This is a genomic window from Palleronia pelagia, assembly GCF_900110115.1.
In the GTDB taxonomy this organism is placed as follows: Bacteria; Pseudomonadota; Alphaproteobacteria; order Rhodobacterales; family Rhodobacteraceae; genus Palleronia; species Palleronia pelagia.
In genome coordinates this window covers 491,151-514,346 of record NZ_FOCM01000002.1, presented here as the reverse complement: position 1 = coordinate 514,346, position 23,196 = coordinate 491,151, and the positions used below count along the sequence as shown (strand labels likewise).

The window sequence follows — 23,196 nt, the reverse complement described above, 5'->3', positions numbered from 1 at the left end:
GCCCGGGGGAAAGGGGCGACATGCTGACAACTCTTCTACAGGTGATGGCGGGTGGTGCCCTGGGCGCCGGCCTGCGCTGGGGCTGGGGCCTCGGGATCAGCCGGATGGTCGGTCCCGGCTTTCCGCTGCCGATCCTGACTGCGAACGTCTTCGGCTCGTTCCTCATGGGGCTGTTCGTCGTGATGGCCGCCAACCGCGGCCTTGGGCACTTCGGGCCGTTTGTCCAGGTGGGGCTGCTGGGCGGGTTCACGACCTTCTCCAGCTTCTCGCTCGAGGCCGTCACGCTGATGGAGCGGGGCGAGGCCGGCCAGGCCGCGGCATATATCCTGTTGTCGGTGGGCGCATCCATCGGCGGGCTGTTTCTTGGCCTGACGCTGGGACGGGGGATCTTCGCATGAGCGGCGTACAGACAGTGACCGTGGCCGAGGACGAGGGCGACCAGCGGTTGGACCGGTGGTTCCGAAAGCGGTTTCCGCACATCCCGCAGGGCCGCATCGACAAGATGTGTCGCAAGGGCGAGATCCGCGTCGATGGTGGCCGGGTCAAGGGCAACACGCGGGTCGAGGCCGGCCAGGAGGTTCGCGTGCCGCCGCTGCCCGACAGCGAAGCGCCCGCGCCGCGCGACAGCGTGACCCGCATCAGCGACGCGGACGCGAAGATGATCCAGTCTGCCGTTGTTTACCGCGACGACCACGTGATCGCCCTGAACAAGCCGGCAGGCCTGGCCACCCAGGGCGGAAGCAAGACCGCGCGTCACGTGGACCAGCTGAGCGAAGCGTTGCGCTTCGGGCTCGAGGATCGGCCCAAGCTAGTGCACCGGCTGGACAAGGACACATCGGGCGTCCTGCTGCTGGCGCGCACGCGGCAGGCGGCCAAGGGCCTGTCCGAGGCGATGCGCCACAAGAACACGCGCAAGATCTACTGGGCCGCTGTCGCGGGCGTGCCGCAGCCCAAGCACGGGGTCATCAAGTTCGGCCTTATGAAGGCGCCCGGCCACGGTGCGCGGGGTCAGGGCGAAAAGATGATCTGCCTGCATCCCGATGACGTGGCCGGGACCGAGGGCGCCAAGCGGGCCGAGACCCGGTTCACGACCCTGTCGGGGCTGGGCAGCCGCGTGAGCTGGTGCGCGCTGGAGCCGGTGACGGGCCGCACCCACCAGCTGCGCGCGCACATGGCCGAGCTGGGGCACCCCATCGTCGGTGACGGCAAGTACGGCGGGTCGAGCCAGGAGAACATGGGCGACGGCTGGGGCGCGGGACTGGGGACCGAGATCGGGCGCAAGCTCCACCTGCACGCGCGGTCGATGACGCTGCGCCATCCCGTGACGGGGGCCGACCTGCACATCGTCGCGCCGCTGCCGCCGCACATGCGCCACACCTGGGATTTCTTGGGGTGGGAGCGGGACGAGGCGCCGGACGACCCCTTCGAGGACATGGTTTGACCGACCTGCGCTGCGTGATCTTCGATGTCGACGGCACGCTGGTGGACAGCCAGGTCGATATCGTCGCCTCCATGGCGGCGGCATTTGCCGCGGTAGAGCTTCCCGCGCCGCCCCGGGCCGATATCCTGTCGCATGTGGGCCTGTCGCTGGGCCTGATCTTTCCCCGCATGGTGCCCGATCTCGACGCGACCGCGCACAGCGCCATGGAGGCGGCCTATAAGGATCGCTATGCCGCGCTGCGTACCGCCGGCGGCGCCAGCGGCGGTGCGCCGCTTTACCCGGGTGCAGCGGAGGCGCTGTCGCGGCTGTCCGCGCAGCCCGAAACCCTGCTGGCGTTGGCCACCGGCAAGTCGAACCGCGGGCTTGACCATCTGATCGAGGCGCATGGCTGGCACGGGCTTTTCGTGTCGCGCCAGTCCGCCGACGATCATCCGTCGAAGCCCCATCCGTCGATGATCGCGCAGGTCTTGCGTGACACCGGCGTGGATGCGCGCCGGGCCGTGATGGTGGGCGACACGAGCTACGACATGGACATGGCGCGGGCCGCCGGCATCCACGCGGTGGGCGTCGCATGGGGCTATCACCCGGCCCAGAACTTGCGGGCCGACGCGCGGATCGACAGTTTCGATGCGCTGCCCGCCGTGATCGACAATCTGCTGGAGACGACCGCATGAGCGAATGGAGCCCCAAACGCTTCTGGAAACAGACCACCGTCGGCCAAGAGGGGGACGGTTTCACGGTGCTGCTGGACGACAAGCCCATTCGCACGCCGGCGAAGGCGGCCTTGGCGCTGCCGACCAAGGCGATGGCCGAAGCGGTTGCGACCGAATGGGACGCGCAGGGTGAGCGGATCGTGCCGGACAGCATGCCGGTCACACGCAGCGCCAATTCGGCGATCGACAAGGTTACGGTGCAGAAGCCCGAGGTCGTGGCGATGCTGGCCGAATATGGTGCCACCGATCTGCTCAGCTATCGCGCCGACGGCCCCGAGGAACTGGTCGAGCGCCAGGCAGCGGCCTGGGACCCCTATCTCGACTGGGCGGCCGACCGCTTCGATGCGCGGCTGGCCGTCACGGGCGGCGTGATGCCCGTCGCGCAGGACAGCACGGCGCTGGATCGTTTGGCCGCGCCTCTTGGTGAACTCGACGCGTTCGAGTTGACGGCTGCCCATGACCTGATCGCCATGTCGGGGTCCCTGGTGCTGGGCCTCGCGGTCATCGAGGGCCGCGCCGCCGCCGCCCCGATCTGGGATATCAGCCGCGTGGACGAGCTGTGGCAGGCCGAAGTGTGGGGCCGCGACGAGGAAGCGGAAGAGACCGCCGCCCGCAAACGCGGTGATTTCCTGCACGCCGAAAGGTTCCTTCAGCTCGCGCGGAACGCGTGAGCAAAACGCGTTGTTTGCCGTCGAAGTGGTAAAAACCCGTAAACCTGCACAGTTTTTCATCACGGCCCGTGCTGATCGCCTTGACCTGCGGTGATGAATACATCCAAACTTGCGGGCGATTGGAACAATGCGTTCCATGCCACCAACCGGCCACAGGGCTGGATCGCAAAACCGCCCGACACGGGGCGGGCAACTCAGGAAGAGGTAAACATGAAGAAGACCGTATTTCTCGGCGCTCTTGCCGCCACCGGCCTGATGGCCGGCGCCGCTGCTGCACAGACGCTGGAAGACGTGCAGTCGCGCGGCACCCTTAACTGTGGTGTGACCACCGGCCTGGTGGGCTTCGCCGCGCCGAACGCGAACGGTGAATGGGAAGGGTTCGACGTCGCGCTCTGCCGTGCCGTCGCCGCCGCCGTTCTGGGCGACCCCACCGCCGTCGAATTCGTCCCCACCACGGGCAAGACGCGCTTCACCGCGCTGGCCTCGGGCGAGATCGACATGCTGGCCCGCAACACCACCTGGACCTTCAGCCGTGACAACGACCTGAAGTTCGAATTCACCGGCATCAACTACTACGACGGCCAGGGCTTCATGGTCCCCAAGGGCCTGGGCGTGACCTCGGCCAAGGACCTGGACGGCGCGACCGTCTGCGTGCAGACCGGCACCACCACGGAGCTGAACCTCGCGGACTTCTTCCGCAAGAACAACATCAGCTACGAGCCGGTCCCGATCGAGACCAACGCCGAGGCGCAGCAGCAGTATCTTGCCGGTGCCTGTGACGCCTACACCACCGACGCGTCCGGCCTGGCCGCGACCCGCGCCACTTTCGAGGCGCCCGCCGATCACGTGATCCTGCCGGAAATCATCTCGAAAGAGCCGCTGGGCCCGCTGGTCCGCCACGGCGACAACGAGTGGGGCGACATCGTCCGCTGGACGCTGAACGCCCTGATCGCCGCCGAAGAGCTGGGCGTCAGCTCGGCCAACGTGTCCGACATGGCCTCGGCCGCTGGCGACAGCCCCGAGATCAACCGCCTGCTGGGCACCGAGGGTAACCTTGGCGAGATGATCGGCCTCGAGTCCGACTGGGCCGTGCAGGCCATCTCGGCCGGCGGCAACTACGGCGAGCTGTTCGAGAAGAACATCGGCGAAAACACCCCGATCGGCCTGGCGCGCGGCCTGAACGCGCAGTGGACCGAGGGTGGGCTGCTGTACTCGCCGCCCTTCCGCTAAGTTCATAAAATGGGAAGGGCGCGGTCAATCCGCGCCCTTCTCGTATCCGGACCTCACACGACACGACCGCGCGGCACACACCGCGGGCCGAATGGCCCCGGCTACGCTTCGCCGTTACAGGATGGGACCCAGGTGATGGCCAGTATTTCGGATCCGCAGAGCCAGCAGGACAGCTTCCGCCTATCGATGCTGTTGAACGACACCCGCTATCGCGGGCTCACGTTCCAGTTCATCGCGCTGATCCTCATCATCTTCGTCATGGCCTATCTGGGCATGAACCTCGTCAGCAACCTGGCGACCGCCGGCCTGACATTTTCCTACGATTTCCTCGGCGATCCCGCCGGGTACGACATCAACCAAGCGCTGATCTCCTACACGAGCCAGTCCACCCACCTGCGGGCGGCCTTCGTCGGTGTGATCAACACGCTTCTTGTCGCGCTGTTCGGCTGCATCACGGCAACGATCATCGGCGTGACGGCGGGCGTGCTGCGCCTGTCCAAGAACTGGCTGGTGGCCAAGCTGATGGCCGTCTATGTCGAGGCCTTCCGCAACGTGCCGGTGCTGATCTGGATCCTGATCATCGGCACCATCGTCACGATCTCGGGCGCCAACCCGCGCGCCTTCCTGACCCGCGGTGGCAGTGTCGAGCCCGAAAGCGAGATGCTGTTCGGCGCCTTCGCCTTCACCAACCGCGGCTTCTACAGCCCGGCGGTGAACCTTGGCCCGGGCTGGATCATCGTTCTGCTGGCGCTGATCGCTGGGATCGTCGGCGCGTTGCTCTGGCGCCGCCACATGCGCAAGACGCTCTATGCCTCGGGCAAGCTGCTGCCGGGCTGGCCCACCTGGATCATCCTGATCGCCCCCGTGGTGATCGCGCAGCTGGTGTTGGGCTCGCTGTCGCTGTCCATGCCCGATGTCGAAAGCAACAACTTCAACATCCAGGGTGGCACAGTGATCGGGAAGCCGTTCATCGCGCTGTGGCTGGCGCTGTCGGTCTATACCGGCGCCTTCATCGCCGAGAACGTGCGCGCCGGCATCCTGGCCGTCAGCAAGGGCCAGACCGAGGCGGCCGCCGCGCTGGGCCTGCGCCCGCGCCGGGTGATGAACCTGGTGATCCTGCCGCAGGCGCTGCGCGTCATCATCCCGCCGCTGATCTCGCAATACCTGAACCTGACCAAGAACAGCTCGCTCGCCATCGCGGTGGGCTATGCCGACATCACCGCGACGCTGGGGGGCATCACGCTGAACCAGACCGGCAAGGCGCTGGAATGCGTGCTGCTGCTGATGCTGTTCTACCTGATCATCAGCCTGGCGATCTCGGCGATCATGAACGTCTACAACGCCTCGGTCGCGTTGAAGGAGCGGTGATATGAGCGATACCCACGCCGAATCCGTCGCCTACGTGCGCGAAACCTTCGTCGGAGAGCAGCCGCCCCCCGCCCAGGAAACCGGCGCGCTGATCTGGCTGCGCAAGAACCTGTTTTCGAACTGGTTCTACAGCATCCTGACTCTGCTGGCGCTTTACGTGATCTACGTGCTTCTTTCGGGCTTCCTGCCGTGGCTGCTGGGTGGCGTGTGGGACGCGTCAAGCATCCGAGAGTGTCGCGAGATCGCCGGCGAGGGCGCGGCGGGCGGCTGTTTCGCCGTGCTGAGCGAACGCTGGAACCAGCTTCTCTTCGGGTTCTCCTACCCGTCCGAAGCTTACTGGCGCCCGACCCTGGCCCTTGTCCTGCTGGCCGTCGCCGCCGCGCCGGTGCTGTTTCCCAAGGTGCCGCGTGCGCTGCTGATCGTCACGCTGATCTACCCCTTTGCCGCCTATTACCTGATCTGGGGCGGCACGATCCTGATTTCCGTGATGGCGCTTCTGGGCGTGATCGTGGGCTACATCGTCTACTCCAGGCTGGTCGATCGCGGCTTCGCCTTGGGCTTCTTCGCGGGCGTCGCCGCCGCGATCATCGTCTGGCAGATCGGCGGCTTCATCGCCGCGGCCGCGCCGAACGTCCTCGCTCTGACAGAGATCCCGTCCCGTGACATGGGCGGCTTCATGTTGAACCTGATCCTGGGCGTGGTCTGCGTGTCGCTGTCGCTGCCCATCGGGATCGTGCTGGCGCTGGGCCGTCAGTCCAGCCTGCCGATCATCAAGTGGATCTGCGTGGTCTTCATCGAGTTCATCCGCGGCGTGCCGCTGATCACGCTTCTCTTCGTGGCGAACGTGGTGCTGGCCTACTTCCTGCCGCCGGGCACCAATTTCGACCTGATCCTGCGCGTGATCATCATGATCACCATGTTCGCCTCGGCCTATATCGCCGAGGTCATCCGGGGCGGCTTGGCGGCCTTGCCGCGCGGGCAGTACGAGGGCGCCGAGAGCCTGGGCCTGGATTACGCGCAATCCATGCGGCTGATCATCCTGCCGCAAGCGCTGAAAATCTCCATTCCCGGGATCGTCAACGTGGCAGTGGGTCTCTTCAAGGACACCACGCTGGTCTCGATCATCTCGATGTTCGACCTGGTGGGGATGATCCGCGGCCCGATCCTGGCCTCGCAGGACTGGAACGGCGTCTACTGGGAGCTCTACGGCTTCGCCGCCTTCCTGTTCTTCATTGTCTGCTACGGCATCTCGCAATATTCCCAGTGGCTCGAGCGTCAGCTGGCCACCGATCACCGCTAACAGGGGGCGCTTCCATGTCCATGACCGAAGAAATGCAGGTCGACACCTCGAAGATGAAGGTCAGCGACGAGGTCGCGATCCGGATCGAGGGGATGAACAAGTGGTACGGCCAGTTCCACGTGCTGCGTGATATCGACCTGACCGTCTATCGCGGCGAACGGATCGTCATCTGCGGGCCTTCGGGGTCGGGCAAGTCGACGCTGATCCGCTGCATCAACGCGCTGGAAGAACACCAGAAGGGCAAGATCGAGGTCGATGGCACGGTTCTGTCGTCTGACCTGAAGCAGATCGACAAGATCCGGTCCGAGGTCGGGATGTGCTTCCAGCACTTCAACCTGTTCCCGCACCTGACAATTCTCGAGAACTGCACGCTGGCCCCGATCTGGGTGCGCAAGACGCCCAAACGCGACGCCGAGAAGACCGCGATGCACTTTCTCGAGAAGGTGAAGATCCCGGACCAGGCCCACAAGTACCCGGGCCAGCTGTCGGGCGGCCAGCAGCAGCGCGTGGCCATTGCCCGCAGCCTGTGCATGCGCCCGCGCATCATGCTGTTCGACGAACCGACCTCGGCGCTCGACCCCGAGATGATCAAGGAAGTGCTCGACACCATGATCGAGCTGGCGGAAGAGGGCATGACCATGCTCTGCGTCACCCACGAGATGGGCTTTGCACGGCAGGTGGCGAACCGCGTGATCTTCATGGACCAGGGCCAGATCGTCGAGCAGAACGAGCCCGAGGAGTTCTTCAAGAACCCGAAATCCGAGCGGACCAAGCTCTTCCTCAGCCAGATCCTGGGACACTAGGCCGCGGACCCGCACGGGGCGGCCGGGCATTGCCTCTCGAATGACCGAGAGGATCTACCATGTCGCAGCAAGATAGCGTCGACGCCCTGATCCGCGATCAGGGCGTTCTTTTTTCGGAAGGGATGGGCGCGACCATCGCGCGCAATACCCCGCAGGAGCTGTTTCACTGGCTCTGCGGCAGCGTCCTCCTGGCCGCCCGGATCTCGTCCGACCTTGCCGTTCAGGCGGCGCAGGGCCTGCGCAGCGAGGGGCTGCACACGGTCGATGCCCTTGTCGCCGCGGACGAGGCCACGATCATGCGATGCCTGGGCGAGAACGGCTACAAGCGCTACGACGGCGTCGGCACCGACTATCTCAAGGCCACGGCCCGCCTGGTGCAGGACCACTATAACAGCGATCTGCGCAACATGCTGGACGACGATCCCGACGCGGTGCTCGGGCGCCTGAAAGAGGCCAAGGGCCTTGGCGATACCGGCGCCGGCATCTTCGCGCGCGAGGCGCAGCTGGTCTGGGATGTCTTCTATCCCCGGCTGGACGGGCCCACGATCCGCGCCGCCGAGACCCTGAGCCTGACCACCGATCACGGGGCGCTCGTCTCCATGGCGGGCTCGCGCGAACGGTTCGTGCGGTTGGCCGCGGCCCTGACCCGTGCCGACCTTGGCGCGCCCTCTGAAGCCGTCCGGCAGACCGTCGATTAATCGGTCAGGTCGCGCGGCACCACGAAATCGACGACCCGCGCGCAAGCCGGACCCAAGGCGGTCCAGTCGTCGCCCGGGATATCCAGGACCAGCGTCGCGCAGGTGGGAAAGCGATGGAACTCCACACGGTCGGGGGTTTGGGCGACCAGGTATTGTGCCAGTGCCGCCAGTCCGGGGTTGTGGGCGATGACCAGGACATCGCCCGGCGGATGGGCCTCAACGCAGTCGAGGATGGTCTCGGGCGTGGCGTGGTACAGCCGCTCCAGCCGCTGGGGCGCCGCATCGGGAAGGGTCGGGGCGATGCCGTCCCAGGTCTCGGCCACCCGCAGCGCGGTGGACAAAAGCACCGTCGTGGGGCGCACGTTCCGGTCCTGTAGCCAGCCGCCGATGGCCAGGGCCGAGCGGTGGCCGCGCGCGTTCAGCGGCCTGTCGTGATCCGGCAGCCCGGGATCGCCCCAATCCGACTTCGCGTGCCGCATCAGGGTTAGGCGCAGGCTCACCTGGGCGTCCGGATCAGGCTACCCGCGCCCTGGGCCGTGTAGAGCTCCAGGATGCAGGCATGGGGCGCGCGCCCGTCGAGAATGACCACCGCGCGCACCCCGCCGTCGATGGCGTCCAGTGCGGTCTGGGTCTTGGGGATCATGCCGCCCTTGATGACGCCTTCGGCGGTCATCTGGCGGATGGCCTCGGGCGTCATCTCGCTCACCACGTCGCCGCTGGCATCCTTCAGCCCCGCGACGTCGGTCAGCAGCAACAGGCGGTCGGCCTTCAGCGCGGCGGCGATGGCGCCCGCGGCCGTGTCGCCGTTCACGTTGAACGTCTCGCCGTTGCGCCCCGCGCCGATGGGGGCGATGACCGGGATCGTCTTGGTGTCGCGCAGCGATTGCAGGAACTGCGGGTTGCATTCGACGGGCGTGCCGACGAAGCCCAGCTTGGGGTCGGTCTGTTCGCAGATCATCAGGTTCGCGTCCTTGCCGCTGATCCCGATGGCGCGGCCGCCCTCGGCGTTGATGGCCTGCACGATCCGTTTGCCCACGAGACCGGACAGCACCATTTCGACCACCTCGATGGTGGCGGCGTCGGTGACGCGCTTGCCATCGACGAATTCGCTGACAACGCCCTGTTGCTCCAGCGTGGCGTTTATCATCGGGCCGCCACCATGGACGATCACCGGGTTCACACCCACGTGGCTCATCAACACGATGTCGCGGGCAAAGCTGCGCATGGCCTCGTCCGAGCCCATGGCGTGCCCGCCCAGCTTGATGACGACGGTCGCGCCGGCATAGCGCTGGAACAGGGGCAGGGCCTGGCTCAGCGTGCGGGCGGTAGCCACCCAGTCGGTATCGGTTGGCGCGGTGTCGGCGGTCATGCGTGTCCTCTCAGGCAGTGCCCTTTGGTAAGCCGGGCGGGCGGGGCGCTCAAGCCGATTGCGCGGGCTGGCGCGAAAGGACGGGGTCAGTCGATGCCGGCGATGATGGCGCGCAGGTCGGCGATCCCCTCGCCCTTTTCGGACGAGGTCAGCACCAGCTCGGGGAAGGCGGCCGGGTGCTGGGCCAGCGTCGCGCGCGTGCGCTCCAGCGCGCGGTCCAGGTCGCCACGCTTGAGCTTGTCGACCTTGGTGAGAACGGCCTGGAACGGCACCGCGGCCCGGTCGAGCAGACCCATGATCTCGTCGTCCACGGGCTTGGTGCCGTGGCGGGCGTCGATCAGCAGGAAGGCACGGCGCAGGTTGGCGCGTCCCGACAGGTAGTTCTTCATCAGGGCCTGCCAGCGCTCGACCACCGCCACCGGCGCGTTTGCAAAGCCGTAACCGGGCAGGTCGACGATGTAGAAATCCGCGAGCGTGAAGAAGTTGATCTCCTGCGTGCGGCCCGGCGTATTCGATGCCCGGGCCAGCCCCTTGCGGCCGGTCAGCGCGTTGATCAGGCTGGATTTCCCGACGTTCGACCGGCCGGCGAAGCAGATCTCGACCCGGTCGTCGGGGGGCAGGCCGTCCATGGCCACGACACCCTTCACGAAGGTCGTCTCGCCCGCGAAAACGCGCCGCCCGTGTTCGAGCGCGGGGTCGTCCGGGGTCGCTGTGGGAAAGGGAAGCTGCATCGCCGGGTCCTTGCCTTGGCCCCGCGGGGCACCGTCGCAATCACCGGCGGGAGGAAACAGCCCCGCCCGCTTTTGTCAAGCGGGCGGGGCCGGGCCGGGTCACTTGGCGACCGGCTCCTGGCTGGCGAACCAGGCCGCCGCGGCGTTCAGCTGCTCGGTCGTCATCTTCTGCGCGATGTCCCACATCGGGCTGTAGTCGGTGATCTCTTCGTCTTCCGCAGTCTTGAAGTGGTCCAGCCGCGCGGCGAGATAGTTCGCGTTCTGGCCGTGCAGGTTCGGGATTTGCGGCAGGTTCTCGGTGTTTTCGCGCGCGTGGCAGGTCAGGCAGGCCCGCACGTCTTCCGTCGGAAGGCCGCGCCGCACGATCTGTTCGCCAAGCGTGAGGTCGGTCGAGACCGGCTCCTCGGGCTGGCGCACCAGCGGCTCCATCCCGTCGAGATAGATGGCCAGCGCGTCGATCTGCTCGTCATCCAGGCGGATCGCGGTCTGGTGCATCCGCGAATTGTCACGGCGGTTCGACCGGAAATCGTAGAGCTGCCGCTCGATGTAATCGACGTTCTGGATGGTGAGGTTGGGGGTTTCGCCCGACGGCGCCCCGGCCATGTCCTCCTGGTGGCACTCGCTGCAGACCTGCGTAATCTGGGTCTCGGCGGTCTCGACCTGGGCAGGTGTCGCGGGCGGCGTTTCGTCCTGCTGCGGCGCAGGCTCCATCGGCGACAGCCCGGCAAAGTAGGCGGACACGCCGGCGATGTCGGCATCGGTCAGGTTGTGCGCAACGCCGGTCATGGGCGACCAGGTGGACGTGTGACCGCGGCCACCGCTGCGGAACTGCCGCAGCTGGCGCGCCATGTAGACCTGCGATTGACCCGCGAGGCGGGGCACCAGGACGCCGTCCGCGTTGGCCGTGCCATCGCGACCGTGACAGTCAAGGCAGGCCGAGATGCCGTCCTCGGGCCGGCCGACCATGGCCAGCGTCTCGCCCTGTGCGACGACCTCGGCATCGGGCGCTTCGTCCATGACGGTCGCCTTGGTCTCCAGCGTGTCGCCGTAGTAATTGGCCAGCGCGTCGATCTGGCTGTCCGACAGCTGCGAGGCGACGACCTGCATGTAGCCCGAATGACGGTCGCCCGCCGCGTAGGATTGCAGGGCGGCCGACAGGTAATCGGGGCTTTGGATCGTCAGGTTGGGCGCCTCGCCCGTGGTGGGCGCGCCGTCACCTTCGGCACCGTGGCAGGTCGCGCATTGCGCAACCGGAACGCCAGCCAACGCATAGTCGGCGAACCCGCCGGTGGGCGCGGCATACAGGTGCTCTTCCATGGGATAGCGGGTGAGGTAGAAATCCATCGGCTCCGCCTCGACCAGCGGACCGAACTCCATCTCGGGCGCGTCGGATGCCTCGGGCGAAACCATGTCGACGTAAGTGGCCGCGTCCATGTCGCCCAGCTGGCGGATGAAGGCGACGGTGGACCAGATCTCGTCGGGGCGATCGGGCGCGGGCCACGCCGGCATGGCCGACATCATCACGCCCTTTTCCAGGATCACGTAAAGCTCGGCATCGGTGAACTGGTCGATGACCGAGGGAAGGTGCTGCGGCGTGGGCTTCATAGCCAGGACCATGGGATTCTGGCCGATCCCGGGCGCGCCGTGGCAGCGCACGCAGTTCTGCGCGAAATGCTGGGCGCCGAGCGCGATGCGACCCTCGTCTTCCAGGTCCTCGGGAGGCTCGATGCCGTATGCCTCGACCGCGACCCAGCGTTTGAAGGTCCCGTGGACGAGATTATAGAACCATTTCGGGTCCGAGGTGTTCGCTGCCAGGTTGATGGCGCCTGTGAAAATCAGGGTCACGGCAAGGATGGCGCCCAGAATGCCAAGTGCCGCTGCCGTCAGGATAAATTTGACGATGAAATTGCGATTGAGAATGCCTGAAAGCATCGGCTGTCCCTCCTAGAGTTGTGATCCAACTCAAAGAGAGACAGTCCGTTCCGATAACATCGTGCGTCAGGACGCCTCAGTCGTCTTTCTTGTTCCGTGCAAAGCTCGACCGGATATTGCCGAAGACATCCGGCTTGTAGCCTTGGCTGCGCATGATCGCGTATTGCTGCATGAACGTGATCGTGTTGTTCGCGATCCAGTACAGCACAAGCCCGCTGGCGAAGCTGCCCAGCATGAACATGAACACCCACGGCATCCAGGCGAAGATCATCGCCTGCGTCGGGTCGGTGGGGGCAGGGTTCAGCTTCTGCTGCAGCCACATTGAGATGCCCAGCAGGATCGGCAGGATGCCGAGGCTGAAGATGAAGAAGATCGATCCTGCCTCGGGCGTGCCCCAGGGCAGCAGGCCGAAGAGGTTCAGGATCGAGCTGGGGTCCGGCGCGCTGAGGTCGCGGATCCAGCCCACCCAGGGCGCGTGGCGCAGCTCGAGCGTGACGAAGATCACCTTGTAGAGCGAGAAGAAGATCGGGATCTGGAGGAGGATCGGCAGGCAGCCCGAGGCCGGGTTCACCTTTTCCTTCTTGTAGAGCTCCATCATCCCCTGCTGGAGCTTCTGGCGGTCGTCGCCGGCCCGCTCTTTCAGCTTCTCCATCTCGGGCTGGAGTTCCTTCATCTTCGCCATCGAGACGTAGGACTTGTAGGCCAGCGGCAGGAGGATCGCCTTGATCAGCAGCGTCAGCGCGATGATCGCCCAGCCCATGTTACCGATCATCAGGTTCAGCCAGTGCAGCACGGCGAAGATCGGCTTGGTCAGGAAGAAGAACCAGCCCCAGTCGATGCTGTCGATGAAGCCGTCGATGCCGTCGGCCTCGTACTCGCGGATGGTTTCCCACTCCTTGGCGCCTGCGAACAACTGCATCGAGGTCTCGACGCTGTCGCCGGCGGCGATCTCGACCGTCGGCAGGCGCACCTCGGTCTGGTAGATATCCGCGTTGTCCACGTATTTCGCGACCGAGGTGAAGGGCGTTCCCGGCGTCGGGATCAGTGTGGTCATCCAGTACTTGTCGGTGAACCCGATCCAGCCGTCCTGCGCCACGTCGATCACGTCGGCCCGGGCGGCTTCACGTTCGACCAGGTCAAGGTCGGGCAGGTCGTCGTAGTCCAGCTCCTGCAGCTCGCCGTCGGACATGCGCACGACGCCCTCGTGCAGGATGAAGAAGTTCGACAGGTCCTGCGGCTCGCCATGCCGGGCGACGGTGCCATAGGGCGCGAGGCGCTGTGCGGTATCGCCATTGTTGGTGACGCGCTGCCGGATGGTGAACATGTAGTCGTCGTCGATCGTGATCTCGCGCTCGAAGACCAGGCCCGCGGGGCTTTGCCATTCCAGGGTCAGCGGCGTCTCGGGCGTCAGGCGCTCGGCCTCGCTGGTGACCTGCCACTCGGTGTTCGCGCCCGGCACGTCCTCATAATCCAGAGCCGCGCCCGGCGCCCAGCCGAACAGGGCGTAATAGGCATCGGGGCCGCCGACGGGCGACAGCAATTCGACGATCGGGGCGTCGGGGTCGATCGTCTCGCGATAGCGCTTCATGGCCAGCGCGTCGATGCGTCCGCCCTGGAGCGAGATCGACCCGGACAGCGCGGGCGTGTCGATGTCGATGCGCGGCGCGTCCTCGGCGGGCGCTTCGACGGCGGCGGGGGCCTGCGTGCCGTCTGCCGTCACCGAGGGCGGCGCCGATGCGGTGTCGGGCAGCGCTGTGCCGCTGCCATCCTCGGTCGCGGTGACGGCGGGCGCGTTGGGGTCGACCGGCGTCTCTTCGGGCGGGAACAGCACGAACCAAATGAGGATCACGAGGAAGCTCAGAACCGTCGCAAGAATGAGGTTCTTGTTCTGATCGTCCATGAGGGACCTACGCCTGTCGCTGGAAAAAGGGTCAGCGGGCTTTCAACAGGGCAGGGCCAGAAAGGTCAAGCCGTTTTGCGCCATGGCTCAGTGGCCACGAGCCGCACCGGGGCGTCTGCCGAAGCCTGCCGACAGCTGCCGAAGCGAGGCGGGCAGGGGGGTGTGCAGCACCTGATGACCGTGCCGCAGCAACCAGCCGGGCAGAGCGTCCGCGTTCATTGGCCGGGCAATCTCGTAACCCTGAACGTGCCTGCAACCCAGCTCGGCCACGCGGCTGTGTTCGCCGGCGGTTTCGATGCCTTCGGCCATCACCTCGAGCTTCAGCTGGTCGGCCAAGGTCACGATTGCGGCAACCATGGCCTGCTGTTCCGGATCACGGTCCAGCCCGCGAATGAAGGTGCGGTCGATCTTGATCCGCCGGGCCGAGAAGCGGCGGATGGCGTTGATCGAGGCTTGCCCGGTGCCGAAATCGTCCAGGTCGATCCGGCAGCCCATGCGCGCGAGCTGGGACAGGACCTGTGGCACCGTGTCGTCCTGATCGATCGAGACCACGGTTTCGAGCACCTCGATCCCCAATCGACTCGCCCCTAGCCCCGCGGCGTCCAGCGCCCAGGCAATCCGCGTCGGAAGTTCCGGATCCGACAGGTCGGCTTGAGAAAAGTTGATCGACACAACGGGCAGGTCCAACCCGGCGGCATCCCAGTCCGCCAGGTGCGACAGGACGGATCGAACCATGTGGTCCGTCAGGCGCGTCATCTGGCCGGCGGCGTCGATTGTGGGCATGAAATCGCGTGGGGATAACGTGCCGAGATCGGGGTGGCGCCACCGCGCCAGTGCTTCGGCCCCGCTGACCAAGCCGGTGTCCGTCGAGACCTGGGGCTGGAAGAATGGTTGAATTTGCCCACTTTCGAACGCTTGGTCCAGATCGGCGGCAAGACGCAGTTCGGGCGGCGCCATGTCTTCACTCCCGCCGCGTGCAATGCGGATGGTGCCGCCCGGGGCGGCATGGGCGGCGGTCAGGGCCCGCTCGGCCCCGATCAGCGCATCGCGATGCTTCGTTTCGCCCGGCCGGCCGGGGGCGTGCACACCAATGCGCATGTCCGGACAGTCTGGCGCATGGGCCAGCACCTGGCGCGCGCGGTGGACCAGGGCCGCAGTGTCGGTCGGCGCGCCCGGGGAAAGCGCGACCGCGTGACGTCGGCCGGGGAGGGTCGAAACGGTCGCGCCAGCTCCGAAGAGGCGTTGCAAGGTGCCTTCATCCAGGGCTGCCGGTGCGCGCCTGCCGCGGCGGGCTGAACCGTGATCGATGAGAAAGAGGGCCCCCGGTGCAGCGCATTCAACCGTGTTCGTCGCCTTGGCGAAGGGTTCAAGCGGCCCGCCTGGCGCCGTGGCCGTGGGCCGGTGTGAGAACGGTCGCCCCAGAGGCCAGATCAAGGTGGCGCACACCGTGCCCATGAGCGCTGCGACCGCGGAGAAAGCCACTATCGCCCAGACGCCAAAGCCGGAGGTCGTCCACATTGCGAATCCGGGGACCAGGCCGATGCAGAGCCCGACGGCAAGACACCGCGAAAGCGGTCTGGCAAGCGACAGGAACGACACCGTGCGACGCATCATGATTGTCCTCAGAGGCTCGAACTTGCCTCAGGGTAATCACCGGCCGTGGCCGAAGGGTTAACCGATTGGAAAAATCGTTCTCGGTTTAGTCCAAATTCGATTCGATTTCGAGATTTGCGAAATCGAACAGGCTGGGATCCAGCAGATGCGAGGGGCGCGCGTTCATAAGCGCGCGGAACATCACCTGCCGTCGGCCGGGGCTGTTCTTCTCCCATCCATCGAGGATCTGTTTGACCTGCTGGCGCTGCAGCCCGTCCTGACTGCCGCACAGGTCGCAGGGGATGATGGGATAGTTCAGGGCACGCGCGAAACGGTCGCAATCGGCCTCGGCCACGTGGGCCAGCGGACGCAGGACGAAAAGATCGCCCTCCTCGTTCACCAGCTTCGGGGGCATGGTCGCCAGCCGTCCGCCGTGGAAGAGGTTCATGAAGAACGTCTCGAGGATGTCGTCGCGGTGGTGGCCCAGCACGACGGCGCTGCATCCTTCCTCGCGGGCGATGCGATAGAGGTTGCCGCGCCGCAGCCGCGAGCAGAGGGCGCAGAAGGTCCGCCCCTCGGGCACCTTGTCCATGACGATGGAATAGGTGTCCTGATACTCGATCCGATGCGGCACGCCCATACGCTCGAGGAACTCGGGCAGGACCGTCGCCGGGAAGCCGGGCTGGCCCTGGTCGAGGTTGCAGGCCAGGATCTCAACCGGCAGCAGGCCACGCCACTGCAACTCGGTCAGCGCGGCCAGCAGGGTGTAGCTGTCCTTGCCGCCCGACAGGCAGACCAGCCACCGCTCGCCCTTGCGCGCCATGGCGTATTGCTCGACCGCCTCGCGGGTCTGGCGCACGATGCGCTTTCGCAGCTTGCGGAACTCGGTGCTGTCTGGGGCACCGTGAAACAGCGGGTGAATGTCGTTATGGTCCAGCATGGGCGCCGATTATCCCATTTCCGACCGTCCGCCCAGAGGAGATCGCCATGGAGCTTCGTGCCGCCCCGCCGCATCCCGTCGATCCGTATCCGGCCGATTGGCACCGCGTCAGCGATTTCGAGTACCTGTCGCCGCTGAGCCTGATCCGGCCCGTTGCCAACCTGATCGACCGGCTGGGCGAGGATGGCGACTACGTGTTGCAGCACGATTTCGACTGCGCCGTCCGCGTGGATGGCCGGCGCCACGTGATGACCGCGCCGCGCGGGCTGGTGACCGACCTGACATCGGTGCCGCCGGGGTTGCGTTGGCTGGTGGGCCGAGTGGGGCCGTGGCTGGAGGCGGCGATCATCCACGACTACCTTTACGTCGCCTGGTCCTTCCTGCCGGGCCGCGCGCCGAAAGAGCGCGACAGGCTGTTCGCGGACGAGGTCATGCGCCTGGCGATGGAGGCGGCGCGGGTGCGCGCCTGGCGGCGCTGGGCGATCTACCTGGGGCTCAGAGCGTTCGGCGCGCGCCTATGCCCGGGCGGATCCGGAGCGGGCCTTCGCCGACCTTGGCGATCACGCGTTGCGAACGCCGCTGGTCGTGCCGGACCGCTGAGCCCTTCTAGGGCACGTTGTCGATGCCCGAACCGCCAAACGGGTGGCACCGGGCGATGCGCCGCAGCGCCAGCCAGCCGCCGCGAAGGCCGCCGTGCTTTTCCAGCGCCTCGAGCGCGTAGGCCGAGCAGGTCGGGTGATAGCGGCAGTTGAAGCCGACCCAGGACGAGAATGTCGCGCGATAGGCCAGCACCGGCCAGGAGAGCACGCGCGCCAGCGGGGTCATCGGTGCAGCTTGTCCAGCGCGCGGGCGAGGTCGCCGCGCATCCGGTCGAAATCGGCCCCGGCGGTGACGTCGCGCCGACCGATCAGGACGTAATCCCAGCCCGGCCGGCCGTGGTCCGGCAGGGTGAGGCGCGCGATCTCGCGCAGGCGCCGCTTGGCCCGGTTGCGGGCCACGGCGTTGCCGACCTTCTTTGAGCAGGTGAACCCGACGCGAATCGCCGCGTCGCCATCATCGCGCCGCCGGGCCTGGAGCATGAAGGCCGGGAGCCGCACGACCTGCGCCCGCGCGGCGCGCAGGAAATCGGCGCGGGACTTCAGGCGGGTGATCTCGGGTGTGTCCAACGCGTCCAACCCGCCTGCGGAGGGATCCGAGGCGGGCGGAAAGGCTGTCACGGCGGAAGAGCTCAGGCGCTGAGCGACTTGCGGCCCTTGGCGCGGCGCGCGTTCAGGATCTTGCGGCCGGCCTTGGTGGCCATGCGCGCACGAAAGCCGTGGCGGTGCTTGCGAACCAGGTTCGAAGGCTGGAAGGTGCGTTTCATCGCGTCTCTCCATCAGGTGCGGTGCGGCAGGATTCTGCGCGCGAACATCTCGAAGCCCGCCGTTTAAGCGCCGTCCCACCGCCTGTCAACCGGCGGGCATGTTACAATCCGCCACTCCAATGTTTCAGAACGCGGTCCCGCCCGAGGCTTTCGGACACGGGTGTGTCAATCCGGCGTGACGGGGCTGGCGCGGAGCCATGACCGCCGCAGATAAGGGACGCGAGCGCCCCAGCCCGAGAGGACAGACCATGGCCAGCCAGACCGAAGACGACAGCCGATCGAAATGGGTGCGGCGCCTTCCGATCATCGCGATCGCGGTCGTGGCCCTGGTTGGCGCCTTCACCCTGCGCGACTACCTGAGCTTCGAGACGCTGTCCGAGAATCGCGAGGCGCTGATCGCTTTCCGCGACGCGAATTACCTGGCGACCGTGCTGGTTTTCATCGCGGCCTACGTGGCCATTGTCGCCTTCTCGCTGCCCGGGGCGACCATCGCGACGCTGACGGGCGGGTTCCTGTTCTCGACCTTCCCCGGCGCGCTGTTCAATGTCACAGGCGCCACGCTGGGCGCGATCTGCATCTTCCTGGCGGCGCGCTGGGGGCTGGGCGACCGGCTGGCGGCGCGGATGGATGCCTCGGACGGGATGGTGTCGCGCATCAAGCAGGGCATCGACGAGAACGAGTGGTCGATCCTGTTCCTGATCCGGCTGGTCCCGGCCGTCCCGTTCTTCGTGGCGAACCTCGTGCCCGCCTTCGTGGGGGTCGCGCTGTGGAAATTCGCGGTGACGACCTTCTTCGGCATCATCCCGGGGGCGGTGGTCTACACCTCGGTCGGCGCGGGCCTGGGCGAGGTTTTCGCCCGGGGCGAGACGCCGAACCTTGGCATCATCTTCGAGCCGCATATCCTGCTGCCGATCCTGGGCCTGTGCCTTCTGACCGCGCTGCCCATCATTCTGAAAGCCGTGCGCGGCAAGAAAGGAATTTGAGCGATGGAAAAGATCACGTGCGACATCTGCGTCATCGGCGCCGGCTCGGGCGGGCTGTCGGTGGCGGCGGGGGCCAGCCAGATGGGCGCGGACGTCGTCCTGATCGAGGGCCACAAGATGGGCGGCGACTGCCTGAACTACGGCTGCGTGCCGTCGAAATCGCTGCTGGCCGCGGCCAAGCAGGCCCATGCCATGGGGCAGGGCGCGGGCCTTGGTGTCGCGCCGGTGACGCCGCAGGTGGATTACGCGGCGGCCAAGGACCACGTGGCCAGCGTGATCGACACCATCGCGCCCGTCGACAGCCAGGAGCGGTTCGAGGGCTTCGGCGTGCGGGTCATCCGTGACTGGGCAAGCTTCAAGGACAAGCGCACGGTTGTGGCGGGCGAGCGCGAGATCACCGCGCGCCGCTTCGTCATCGCTACGGGGTCGGGGCCGTTCGTGCCGCCCATCGACGGGATCGAGGACGTGCCGTATTTCACGAACGAGACGATCTTCGACCTGCGGGAACGGCCCGACCACCTGCTGATCATAGGCGGCGGCCCCATCGGCATGGAGATGGCGCAGGCGCACGCACGCCTCGGCAGCAAGGTCACGGTGATCGAGGGGGCGAAGGCGCTGGGCAACGACGACCGCGAGCTGGCCGAGGTCGTCATCGCACAGTTGCAATCCGAAGGCGTCCAGATCGTCGAGGGCCAGCAGGCCAAGCGCATCACCGGCGGCGACGGCAGCGTGACCGTCGAGACCGAAGGCGGCAGTCACACCGGAAGCCACCTGCTGGTCGCGGTCGGGCGCAAGGTCAATCTCGACCGGCTGAACCTGGACGCGGCGGGCGTGAAACACGACCGCGCCGTGGTGGTGGGCGACGACCTGCGGTCGAAGACCAACAAGCGTGTCTATGCCGTCGGCGACGCGGCGGGCCGGATGCAGTTCACCCATGTCGCGGGCTACCACGCGGGCATCGTCGTGCGCTCGGCCGTGCTGGGCATGAGCTGGGCCAAGGCCCGGCAGGACCATATCCCGTGGGTCACCTACACCGCGCCCGAGCTGGCGCATGTGGGCCTGACCGAGGCGCAGGCGCGCGAGAAATTCGGCGGCAGCTTGCAGGTCGTGCGCTTCAACTACGACGAGATCGACCGCGCCGTGGCCGAAGGCAAGACGAAGGGGTTCGTCAAGGTTCTGGTGGCCCATGGCAAGCCCAAGGGCGCCAGCATCGTGGGCGACCAGGCGGGCGAGCTGATCGCCATGTGGGCCATGGCCATCGCAAACGGCCAGAAGATGAGCGCCATCGCCAACACCGTCCTGCCCTACCCGACGCTGAACGAGATCAACAAGCGGGTCGCCGGAACCTATTTCTCGCCCAAACTGTTTGATAGTGCATCGGTCAAGACCGCCGTAGGATTGATCCAGAAGTACCTGCCCTGACGCCCCGAGGACGCGCCAAGAATGCTGAGCACCCTTTCAGGACGGTTCCTGATCCTGACCGTGGTGTTCGTGATGCTGGCCGAGGTCTTCATCTTCGTGCCGTCGGTGGCGCGGTTCCGGGCCGATTATCTGGATGCCCGGCTGGAACGCGCGCAAATCGCCTCGCTCGCCCTGCTGGCCGACGACATGATCGACCCCGCGCTCGAGGCCGAGCTGTTGCAGAACGCGGGCGTCTTCAACGTGGTGCTGCGGCGCGACCAGATCCGGCAGCTGATGCTCAGCTCGGACATTCCCAGCCCCATCGTCGCCACCTACGACCTGCGCGATCCCGGTCCCTGGACGCTGATCCGCGATGCCATGATGACGCTGGTTCGCCCGGGCGACAGCATCGTGCGGGTGATCGGCGACCCGGTCCGTGAAGGGGGCGAGCTGATCGAGGTCACGATGGCCACCGCGCCGCTGCGACAGGCGATGATCGAGTACGGGCTGCGGGTCCTTGTCTTGTCGGCGGTGATCTCGATCGTGACCGCGCTGCTGCTGTTCCTCGCCGTGCGCCGGTTCCTGGTGGTGCCGATCCAGGGCGTGGTGGCGGCCATGCAGAGCTATAGCCAGGCCCCCGAGGATGCCCGCCGGATCATCGAACCCTCCGCCGGCGTGCGCGAGCTGCGCGCGGCCGAGGAGGCGCTGCAATCGTTACAGACCCAGCTGACCGGCGCCCTACGGCAGAAGGAACGGCTGGCGCAGCTGGGCAGCGGTGTCGCCAAGGTGAGCCACGACCTGCGCAACGTGCTGACCACGTCCCAGCTGTTCGCCGACCGGATCGAGATGTCCAAGGACCCCACCGTCGCGCGGATGGTGCCGAAGCTGCTGAACTCGATCCGCCGGGCGGTGTCAATCTGCGAGGGTGTGCTGGCTTTCGGCCGCGCCGACGAGCCGCCCCCGGCGCTGAGCCTCGTGCCGCTGTCGGGCGTGGTCGCAGATGTCATCGACGGCGAACGGCTGGCGGCGGGCGACGCCGCCATCTCGTTCGCCGAGGACGTGTCGCCGGCCATGGTGGTGCGGGCCGATCCCGAACAGCTGTTCCGCGTCATCGCGAACTTGGTCCGCAACGCCCGCCAGGCCCTGCAGGCCAGCGGCAAGGGGGGCGAGATCTGCGTTGCCGGCCGGGACGAGGACGCGGCCTGGGTCATCCACGTGCGCGACACGGGGCCGGGCCTGCCCGCCCGCGCGCAGGAAAACCTGTTCCGCCCCTTCCAGGGCGGCGTGACCAAGGGCGGATCCGGGCTGGGCCTGGTGATCGCGGCCGAACTGGTGCGCGGGCATGGCGGCACGCTGGGCCTGCTCGACACCGGCCCCGAGGGCACGACCTTCGAGATCCGGCTGCCCAAGCAACTGGTCATCTCCGAGGGGGCCCTGGGATAGCCGCGCGGCCCGGGCCGGGCCATTGACCGGCCCGCCGAAATCTCTCAAAACCGGGCGACGCCGTTTTTCCGGGATTTCGCGATGTATGACTTTGCCGTCATGTGGGACTGGCTGGCCTTCGCCGTGCGCTGGCTGCACGTCATCACGGCCATCGCCTGGATCGGCTCGTCCTTCTACTTCATCGCGCTGGACCTGGGCCTGCGCAAGGCGCCAGACCTGCCGCCCGGTGCCCATGGCGAGGAATGGCAGGTGCATGGCGGCGGTTTCTACCACATCCGCAAGTACCTGGTCGCGCCCGAGGCGATGCCCGAGCACCTGACATGGTTCAAATGGGAAAGCTACTCGACCTGGCTGTCGGGCGCGGCGCTTTTGGCCGTGCTCTACTGGGCCGGTGCCGAGCTTTACATGATCGATCCCGGCAAGGCGAACCTGGCGACGTGGCAGGCCATCGCGCTGTCGGTCGCGTTCATCGCGGTGGGTTGGATCGGCTACGACGCGCTCTGCCGCTCGCCGCTGAAATCGCGGCCCACGCTGGTGATGCTGGTGCTCTTCGCCGGGATCGTGCTGGCGTCATGGCTGCTGAACCAGGTGTTCACCGGGCGTGCCGCGCTTCTGCACCTGGGCGCCATGACCGCGACGATCATGACGGCCAATGTCGCCATGGTCATCATGCCGAACCAGCGGATCGTGGTCGCCGACCTCAAGGCCGGGCGCACGCCGGACCCGAAATACGGGCAGATCGCCAAGCTGCGCTCGACCCACAACAACTACCTGACGCTGCCGGTCATCTTCCTGATGCTGTCGAACCACTATCCGCTGGCCTTCGCGACCGAGAACGCGTGGATCATCGCGGCGCTGGTGTTCCTGATCGGGGTGTCGATCCGGCACTATTTCAATTCGCGCCACGCGGGGACCGGCAACCCGACCTGGACCTGGGCGGTCACGGTCGTGCTGTTCATCATCCTGGCCTGGCTGTCGACCGCGCCGCTTTACCGGGACGACGCGCCCGAAGACCAGGCGATGACCGCCATGGCCCGGCAATTCGCCGCGGCCGACGGGTTCGGCACCGTGCACCAGACCGTGGTCGGCCGCTGCTCCATGTGTCACGCGCGCGAGCCGGTCTGGCCAGGCATCCGCTGGGCCCCCAAGGGCGTCGTGCTGGAGACCGAGGCCGACGTCGCGGGCGAGGCGCGGCGCATCTTCCTGCAATCGGGCGTCACCCACGCGATGCCGCCCGGCAACATCACCAACCTGGACGAGGACGGGCGTCGTGCCATCCGCGACTGGTATCGCGGCGCGACCGGAGGCGCATAAGAC

23 protein-coding genes and 1 pseudogene are annotated in these 23,196 nt (G+C 66.8%); 14 read left to right on the top strand and 10 right to left on the bottom strand.

Features of this window, described 5'->3' with window-relative positions:
• The first annotated feature begins 20 nt into the window (after nt 1-20).
• The 9 genes from crcB (at nt 21) to BMX96_RS06690 (ending at nt 8,224) form a co-directional block, all read left to right on the top strand.
• Entirely contained in the window at nt 21-398 is a 378-nt protein-coding gene (crcB, locus tag BMX96_RS06730) for a fluoride efflux transporter CrcB (RefSeq protein ID WP_091844798.1), read from the top strand.
• Nucleotides 395-1,441 (top strand): RluA family pseudouridine synthase, encoded by a 1,047-nt coding sequence (locus BMX96_RS06725; RefSeq protein WP_091844797.1) that lies wholly within the window; start codon nt 395-397, stop codon nt 1,439-1,441. The genes crcB and BMX96_RS06725 overlap by 4 nt, the downstream gene beginning before the upstream one ends.
• Nucleotides 1,438-2,115, top strand: coding sequence for an HAD-IA family hydrolase (locus BMX96_RS06720; RefSeq protein WP_091844796.1), 678 nt, complete (start codon nt 1,438-1,440; stop codon nt 2,113-2,115). The genes BMX96_RS06725 and BMX96_RS06720 overlap by 4 nt, the downstream gene beginning before the upstream one ends.
• Nucleotides 2,112-2,825: an ATP12 family chaperone protein gene (locus BMX96_RS06715; protein WP_091844795.1), complete on the top strand. Its 714-nt coding sequence runs from the start codon at nt 2,112-2,114 to the stop codon at nt 2,823-2,825. The genes BMX96_RS06720 and BMX96_RS06715 overlap by 4 nt, the downstream gene beginning before the upstream one ends.
• A 210-nt stretch (nt 2,826-3,035) precedes the next feature.
• Nucleotides 3,036-4,055 carry an amino acid ABC transporter substrate-binding protein gene (locus BMX96_RS06710; RefSeq protein ID WP_073128426.1) on the top strand — a complete coding sequence of 340 codons (1,020 nt, stop codon included), beginning with the start codon at nt 3,036-3,038 and terminating at the stop codon, nt 4,053-4,055.
• Nucleotides 4,056-4,190: 135 nt separating this feature from the next.
• A complete protein-coding gene (locus BMX96_RS06705) occupies nt 4,191-5,423 on the top strand; it encodes an amino acid ABC transporter permease (RefSeq protein WP_091844794.1) in 1,233 nt (410 codons plus the stop codon).
• A gap of 1 nt (nt 5,424) precedes the next feature.
• Complete coding sequence (locus BMX96_RS06700; RefSeq protein ID WP_091844793.1) at nt 5,425-6,723, top strand: amino acid ABC transporter permease; 1,299 nt, start codon at nt 5,425-5,427, stop codon at nt 6,721-6,723.
• Nucleotides 6,724-6,737: 14 nt separating this feature from the next.
• Nucleotides 6,738-7,526: an amino acid ABC transporter ATP-binding protein gene (locus BMX96_RS06695; RefSeq protein ID WP_330220633.1), complete on the top strand. Its 789-nt coding sequence runs from the start codon at nt 6,738-6,740 to the stop codon at nt 7,524-7,526.
• Nucleotides 7,527-7,585: 59 nt separating this feature from the next.
• Complete coding sequence (locus tag BMX96_RS06690) at nt 7,586-8,224, top strand: HhH-GDP family DNA glycosylase (RefSeq protein WP_091844792.1); 639 nt, start codon at nt 7,586-7,588, stop codon at nt 8,222-8,224.
• Here BMX96_RS06690 and BMX96_RS06685 read toward each other — a convergent pair.
• The 7 genes from BMX96_RS06685 to ttcA all read right to left on the bottom strand — a co-directional run bounded on the left by BMX96_RS06685 (nt 8,221) and on the right by ttcA (nt 16,689).
• Nucleotides 8,221-8,724, bottom strand: a complete 504-nt coding sequence (locus BMX96_RS06685; RefSeq protein WP_236736985.1) for a SixA phosphatase family protein — start codon at nt 8,722-8,724, stop codon at nt 8,221-8,223. The two genes, BMX96_RS06690 and BMX96_RS06685, sit on opposite strands and share 4 nt — an antisense overlap.
• On the bottom strand, nt 8,721-9,593 hold the full coding sequence (argB, locus tag BMX96_RS06680) for an acetylglutamate kinase (RefSeq protein WP_091844791.1): 873 nt from the start codon (nt 9,591-9,593) through the stop codon (nt 8,721-8,723). Before argB ends, BMX96_RS06685 begins: the two co-directional genes overlap by 4 nt.
• A gap of 86 nt (nt 9,594-9,679) precedes the next feature.
• On the bottom strand, nt 9,680-10,324 hold the full coding sequence (gene yihA, locus BMX96_RS06675) for a ribosome biogenesis GTP-binding protein YihA/YsxC (protein WP_091844790.1): 645 nt from the start codon (nt 10,322-10,324) through the stop codon (nt 9,680-9,682).
• Nucleotides 10,325-10,423: 99 nt separating this feature from the next.
• Nucleotides 10,424-12,256: a c-type cytochrome gene (locus BMX96_RS06670; protein ID WP_091844789.1), complete on the bottom strand. Its 1,833-nt coding sequence runs from the start codon at nt 12,254-12,256 to the stop codon at nt 10,424-10,426.
• Between the two features lie 76 nt (nt 12,257-12,332).
• A complete protein-coding gene (gene yidC / locus BMX96_RS06665) occupies nt 12,333-14,156 on the bottom strand; it encodes a membrane protein insertase YidC (RefSeq protein ID WP_091844788.1) in 1,824 nt (607 codons plus the stop codon).
• A gap of 87 nt (nt 14,157-14,243) precedes the next feature.
• Complete coding sequence (locus BMX96_RS06660) at nt 14,244-15,770, bottom strand: EAL domain-containing protein (protein ID WP_091844787.1); 1,527 nt, start codon at nt 15,768-15,770, stop codon at nt 14,244-14,246.
• An 85-nt stretch (nt 15,771-15,855) separates the two neighbouring features.
• A complete protein-coding gene (ttcA, locus tag BMX96_RS06655) occupies nt 15,856-16,689 on the bottom strand; it encodes a tRNA 2-thiocytidine(32) synthetase TtcA (RefSeq protein WP_091844786.1) in 834 nt (277 codons plus the stop codon).
• 47 nt (nt 16,690-16,736) lie between these two features.
• Here ttcA and BMX96_RS20175 point away from each other — a divergent pair.
• Nucleotides 16,737-17,171: pseudogene (locus BMX96_RS20175) on the top strand (DUF1353 domain-containing protein); the annotation flags it as partial.
• A gap of 124 nt (nt 17,172-17,295) precedes the next feature.
• On the opposite strand, the gene yidD reads toward BMX96_RS20175, so the two are convergent.
• Genes yidD through rpmH form a run of 3 tightly spaced genes read right to left on the bottom strand, consistent with a single transcriptional unit; the run spans nt 17,296 to nt 18,052 of the window.
• Nucleotides 17,296-17,514 (bottom strand): membrane protein insertion efficiency factor YidD, encoded by a 219-nt coding sequence (gene yidD / locus BMX96_RS06645; RefSeq protein ID WP_073128460.1) that lies wholly within the window; start codon nt 17,512-17,514, stop codon nt 17,296-17,298.
• Nucleotides 17,511-17,906 (bottom strand): ribonuclease P protein component, encoded by a 396-nt coding sequence (gene rnpA / locus BMX96_RS06640; RefSeq protein ID WP_091844784.1) that lies wholly within the window; start codon nt 17,904-17,906, stop codon nt 17,511-17,513. The genes yidD and rnpA overlap by 4 nt, the downstream gene beginning before the upstream one ends.
• Before the next feature lie 11 nt (nt 17,907-17,917).
• Complete coding sequence (gene rpmH / locus BMX96_RS06635; protein ID WP_073128462.1) at nt 17,918-18,052, bottom strand: 50S ribosomal protein L34; 135 nt, start codon at nt 18,050-18,052, stop codon at nt 17,918-17,920.
• A gap of 248 nt (nt 18,053-18,300) precedes the next feature.
• Between rpmH and BMX96_RS06630 the strand changes: the two genes are divergently transcribed.
• The 4 genes from BMX96_RS06630 to BMX96_RS06615 all read left to right on the top strand — a co-directional run bounded on the left by BMX96_RS06630 (nt 18,301) and on the right by BMX96_RS06615 (nt 23,193).
• Nucleotides 18,301-19,035 (top strand): TVP38/TMEM64 family protein, encoded by a 735-nt coding sequence (locus BMX96_RS06630; RefSeq protein ID WP_091844783.1) that lies wholly within the window; start codon nt 18,301-18,303, stop codon nt 19,033-19,035.
• Nucleotides 19,036-19,038: 3 nt separating this feature from the next.
• A complete protein-coding gene (locus tag BMX96_RS06625) occupies nt 19,039-20,457 on the top strand; it encodes a dihydrolipoyl dehydrogenase family protein (protein WP_091844782.1) in 1,419 nt (472 codons plus the stop codon).
• A gap of 21 nt (nt 20,458-20,478) precedes the next feature.
• Nucleotides 20,479-21,879, top strand: a complete 1,401-nt coding sequence (locus BMX96_RS06620) for a sensor histidine kinase (protein ID WP_091844781.1) — start codon at nt 20,479-20,481, stop codon at nt 21,877-21,879.
• A gap of 81 nt (nt 21,880-21,960) precedes the next feature.
• Entirely contained in the window at nt 21,961-23,193 is a 1,233-nt protein-coding gene (locus tag BMX96_RS06615; protein ID WP_091844780.1) for a urate hydroxylase PuuD, read from the top strand.
• Nucleotides 23,194-23,196 lie beyond the last annotated feature (3 nt).

Excerpts from the sequence above, each read along its gene's own strand:
- BMX96_RS06695 (WP_330220633.1), top strand. The coding sequence starts at position 6,738 with ATGTCCATGACCGAAGAAATGCAGGTCGACACCTCGAAGATGAAGGTC.
- BMX96_RS06710 (WP_073128426.1), top strand. The coding sequence starts at position 3,036 with ATGAAGAAGACCGTATTTCTCGGCGCTCTTGCCGCCACCGGCCTGATG.
- yihA (WP_091844790.1), bottom strand. The coding sequence starts at position 10,324 with ATGCAGCTTCCCTTTCCCACAGCGACCCCGGACGACCCCGCGCTCGAA.
- BMX96_RS06625 (WP_091844782.1), top strand. The coding sequence starts at position 19,039 with ATGGAAAAGATCACGTGCGACATCTGCGTCATCGGCGCCGGCTCGGGC.
- BMX96_RS06700 (WP_091844793.1), top strand. The coding sequence starts at position 5,425 with ATGAGCGATACCCACGCCGAATCCGTCGCCTACGTGCGCGAAACCTTC.
- yidD (WP_073128460.1), bottom strand. The coding sequence starts at position 17,514 with ATGACCCCGCTGGCGCGCGTGCTCTCCTGGCCGGTGCTGGCCTATCGC.
- BMX96_RS06705 (WP_091844794.1), top strand. The coding sequence starts at position 4,191 with ATGGCCAGTATTTCGGATCCGCAGAGCCAGCAGGACAGCTTCCGCCTA.
- BMX96_RS06670 (WP_091844789.1), bottom strand. The coding sequence starts at position 12,256 with ATGCTTTCAGGCATTCTCAATCGCAATTTCATCGTCAAATTTATCCTG.
- BMX96_RS06725 (WP_091844797.1), top strand. The coding sequence starts at position 395 with ATGAGCGGCGTACAGACAGTGACCGTGGCCGAGGACGAGGGCGACCAG.
- BMX96_RS06630 (WP_091844783.1), top strand. The coding sequence starts at position 18,301 with ATGGCCAGCCAGACCGAAGACGACAGCCGATCGAAATGGGTGCGGCGC.
- argB (WP_091844791.1), bottom strand. The coding sequence starts at position 9,593 with ATGACCGCCGACACCGCGCCAACCGATACCGACTGGGTGGCTACCGCC.
- crcB (WP_091844798.1), top strand. The coding sequence starts at position 21 with ATGCTGACAACTCTTCTACAGGTGATGGCGGGTGGTGCCCTGGGCGCC.
- BMX96_RS06660 (WP_091844787.1), bottom strand. The coding sequence starts at position 15,770 with ATGATGCGTCGCACGGTGTCGTTCCTGTCGCTTGCCAGACCGCTTTCG.
- yidC (WP_091844788.1), bottom strand. The coding sequence starts at position 14,156 with ATGGACGATCAGAACAAGAACCTCATTCTTGCGACGGTTCTGAGCTTC.
- rpmH (WP_073128462.1), bottom strand. The coding sequence starts at position 18,052 with ATGAAACGCACCTTCCAGCCTTCGAACCTGGTTCGCAAGCACCGCCAC.
- BMX96_RS06690 (WP_091844792.1), top strand. The coding sequence starts at position 7,586 with ATGTCGCAGCAAGATAGCGTCGACGCCCTGATCCGCGATCAGGGCGTT.
- ttcA (WP_091844786.1), bottom strand. The coding sequence starts at position 16,689 with ATGCTGGACCATAACGACATTCACCCGCTGTTTCACGGTGCCCCAGAC.
- BMX96_RS06620 (WP_091844781.1), top strand. The coding sequence starts at position 20,479 with ATGCTGAGCACCCTTTCAGGACGGTTCCTGATCCTGACCGTGGTGTTC.
- BMX96_RS06615 (WP_091844780.1), top strand. The coding sequence starts at position 21,961 with ATGTATGACTTTGCCGTCATGTGGGACTGGCTGGCCTTCGCCGTGCGC.
- BMX96_RS06715 (WP_091844795.1), top strand. The coding sequence starts at position 2,112 with ATGAGCGAATGGAGCCCCAAACGCTTCTGGAAACAGACCACCGTCGGC.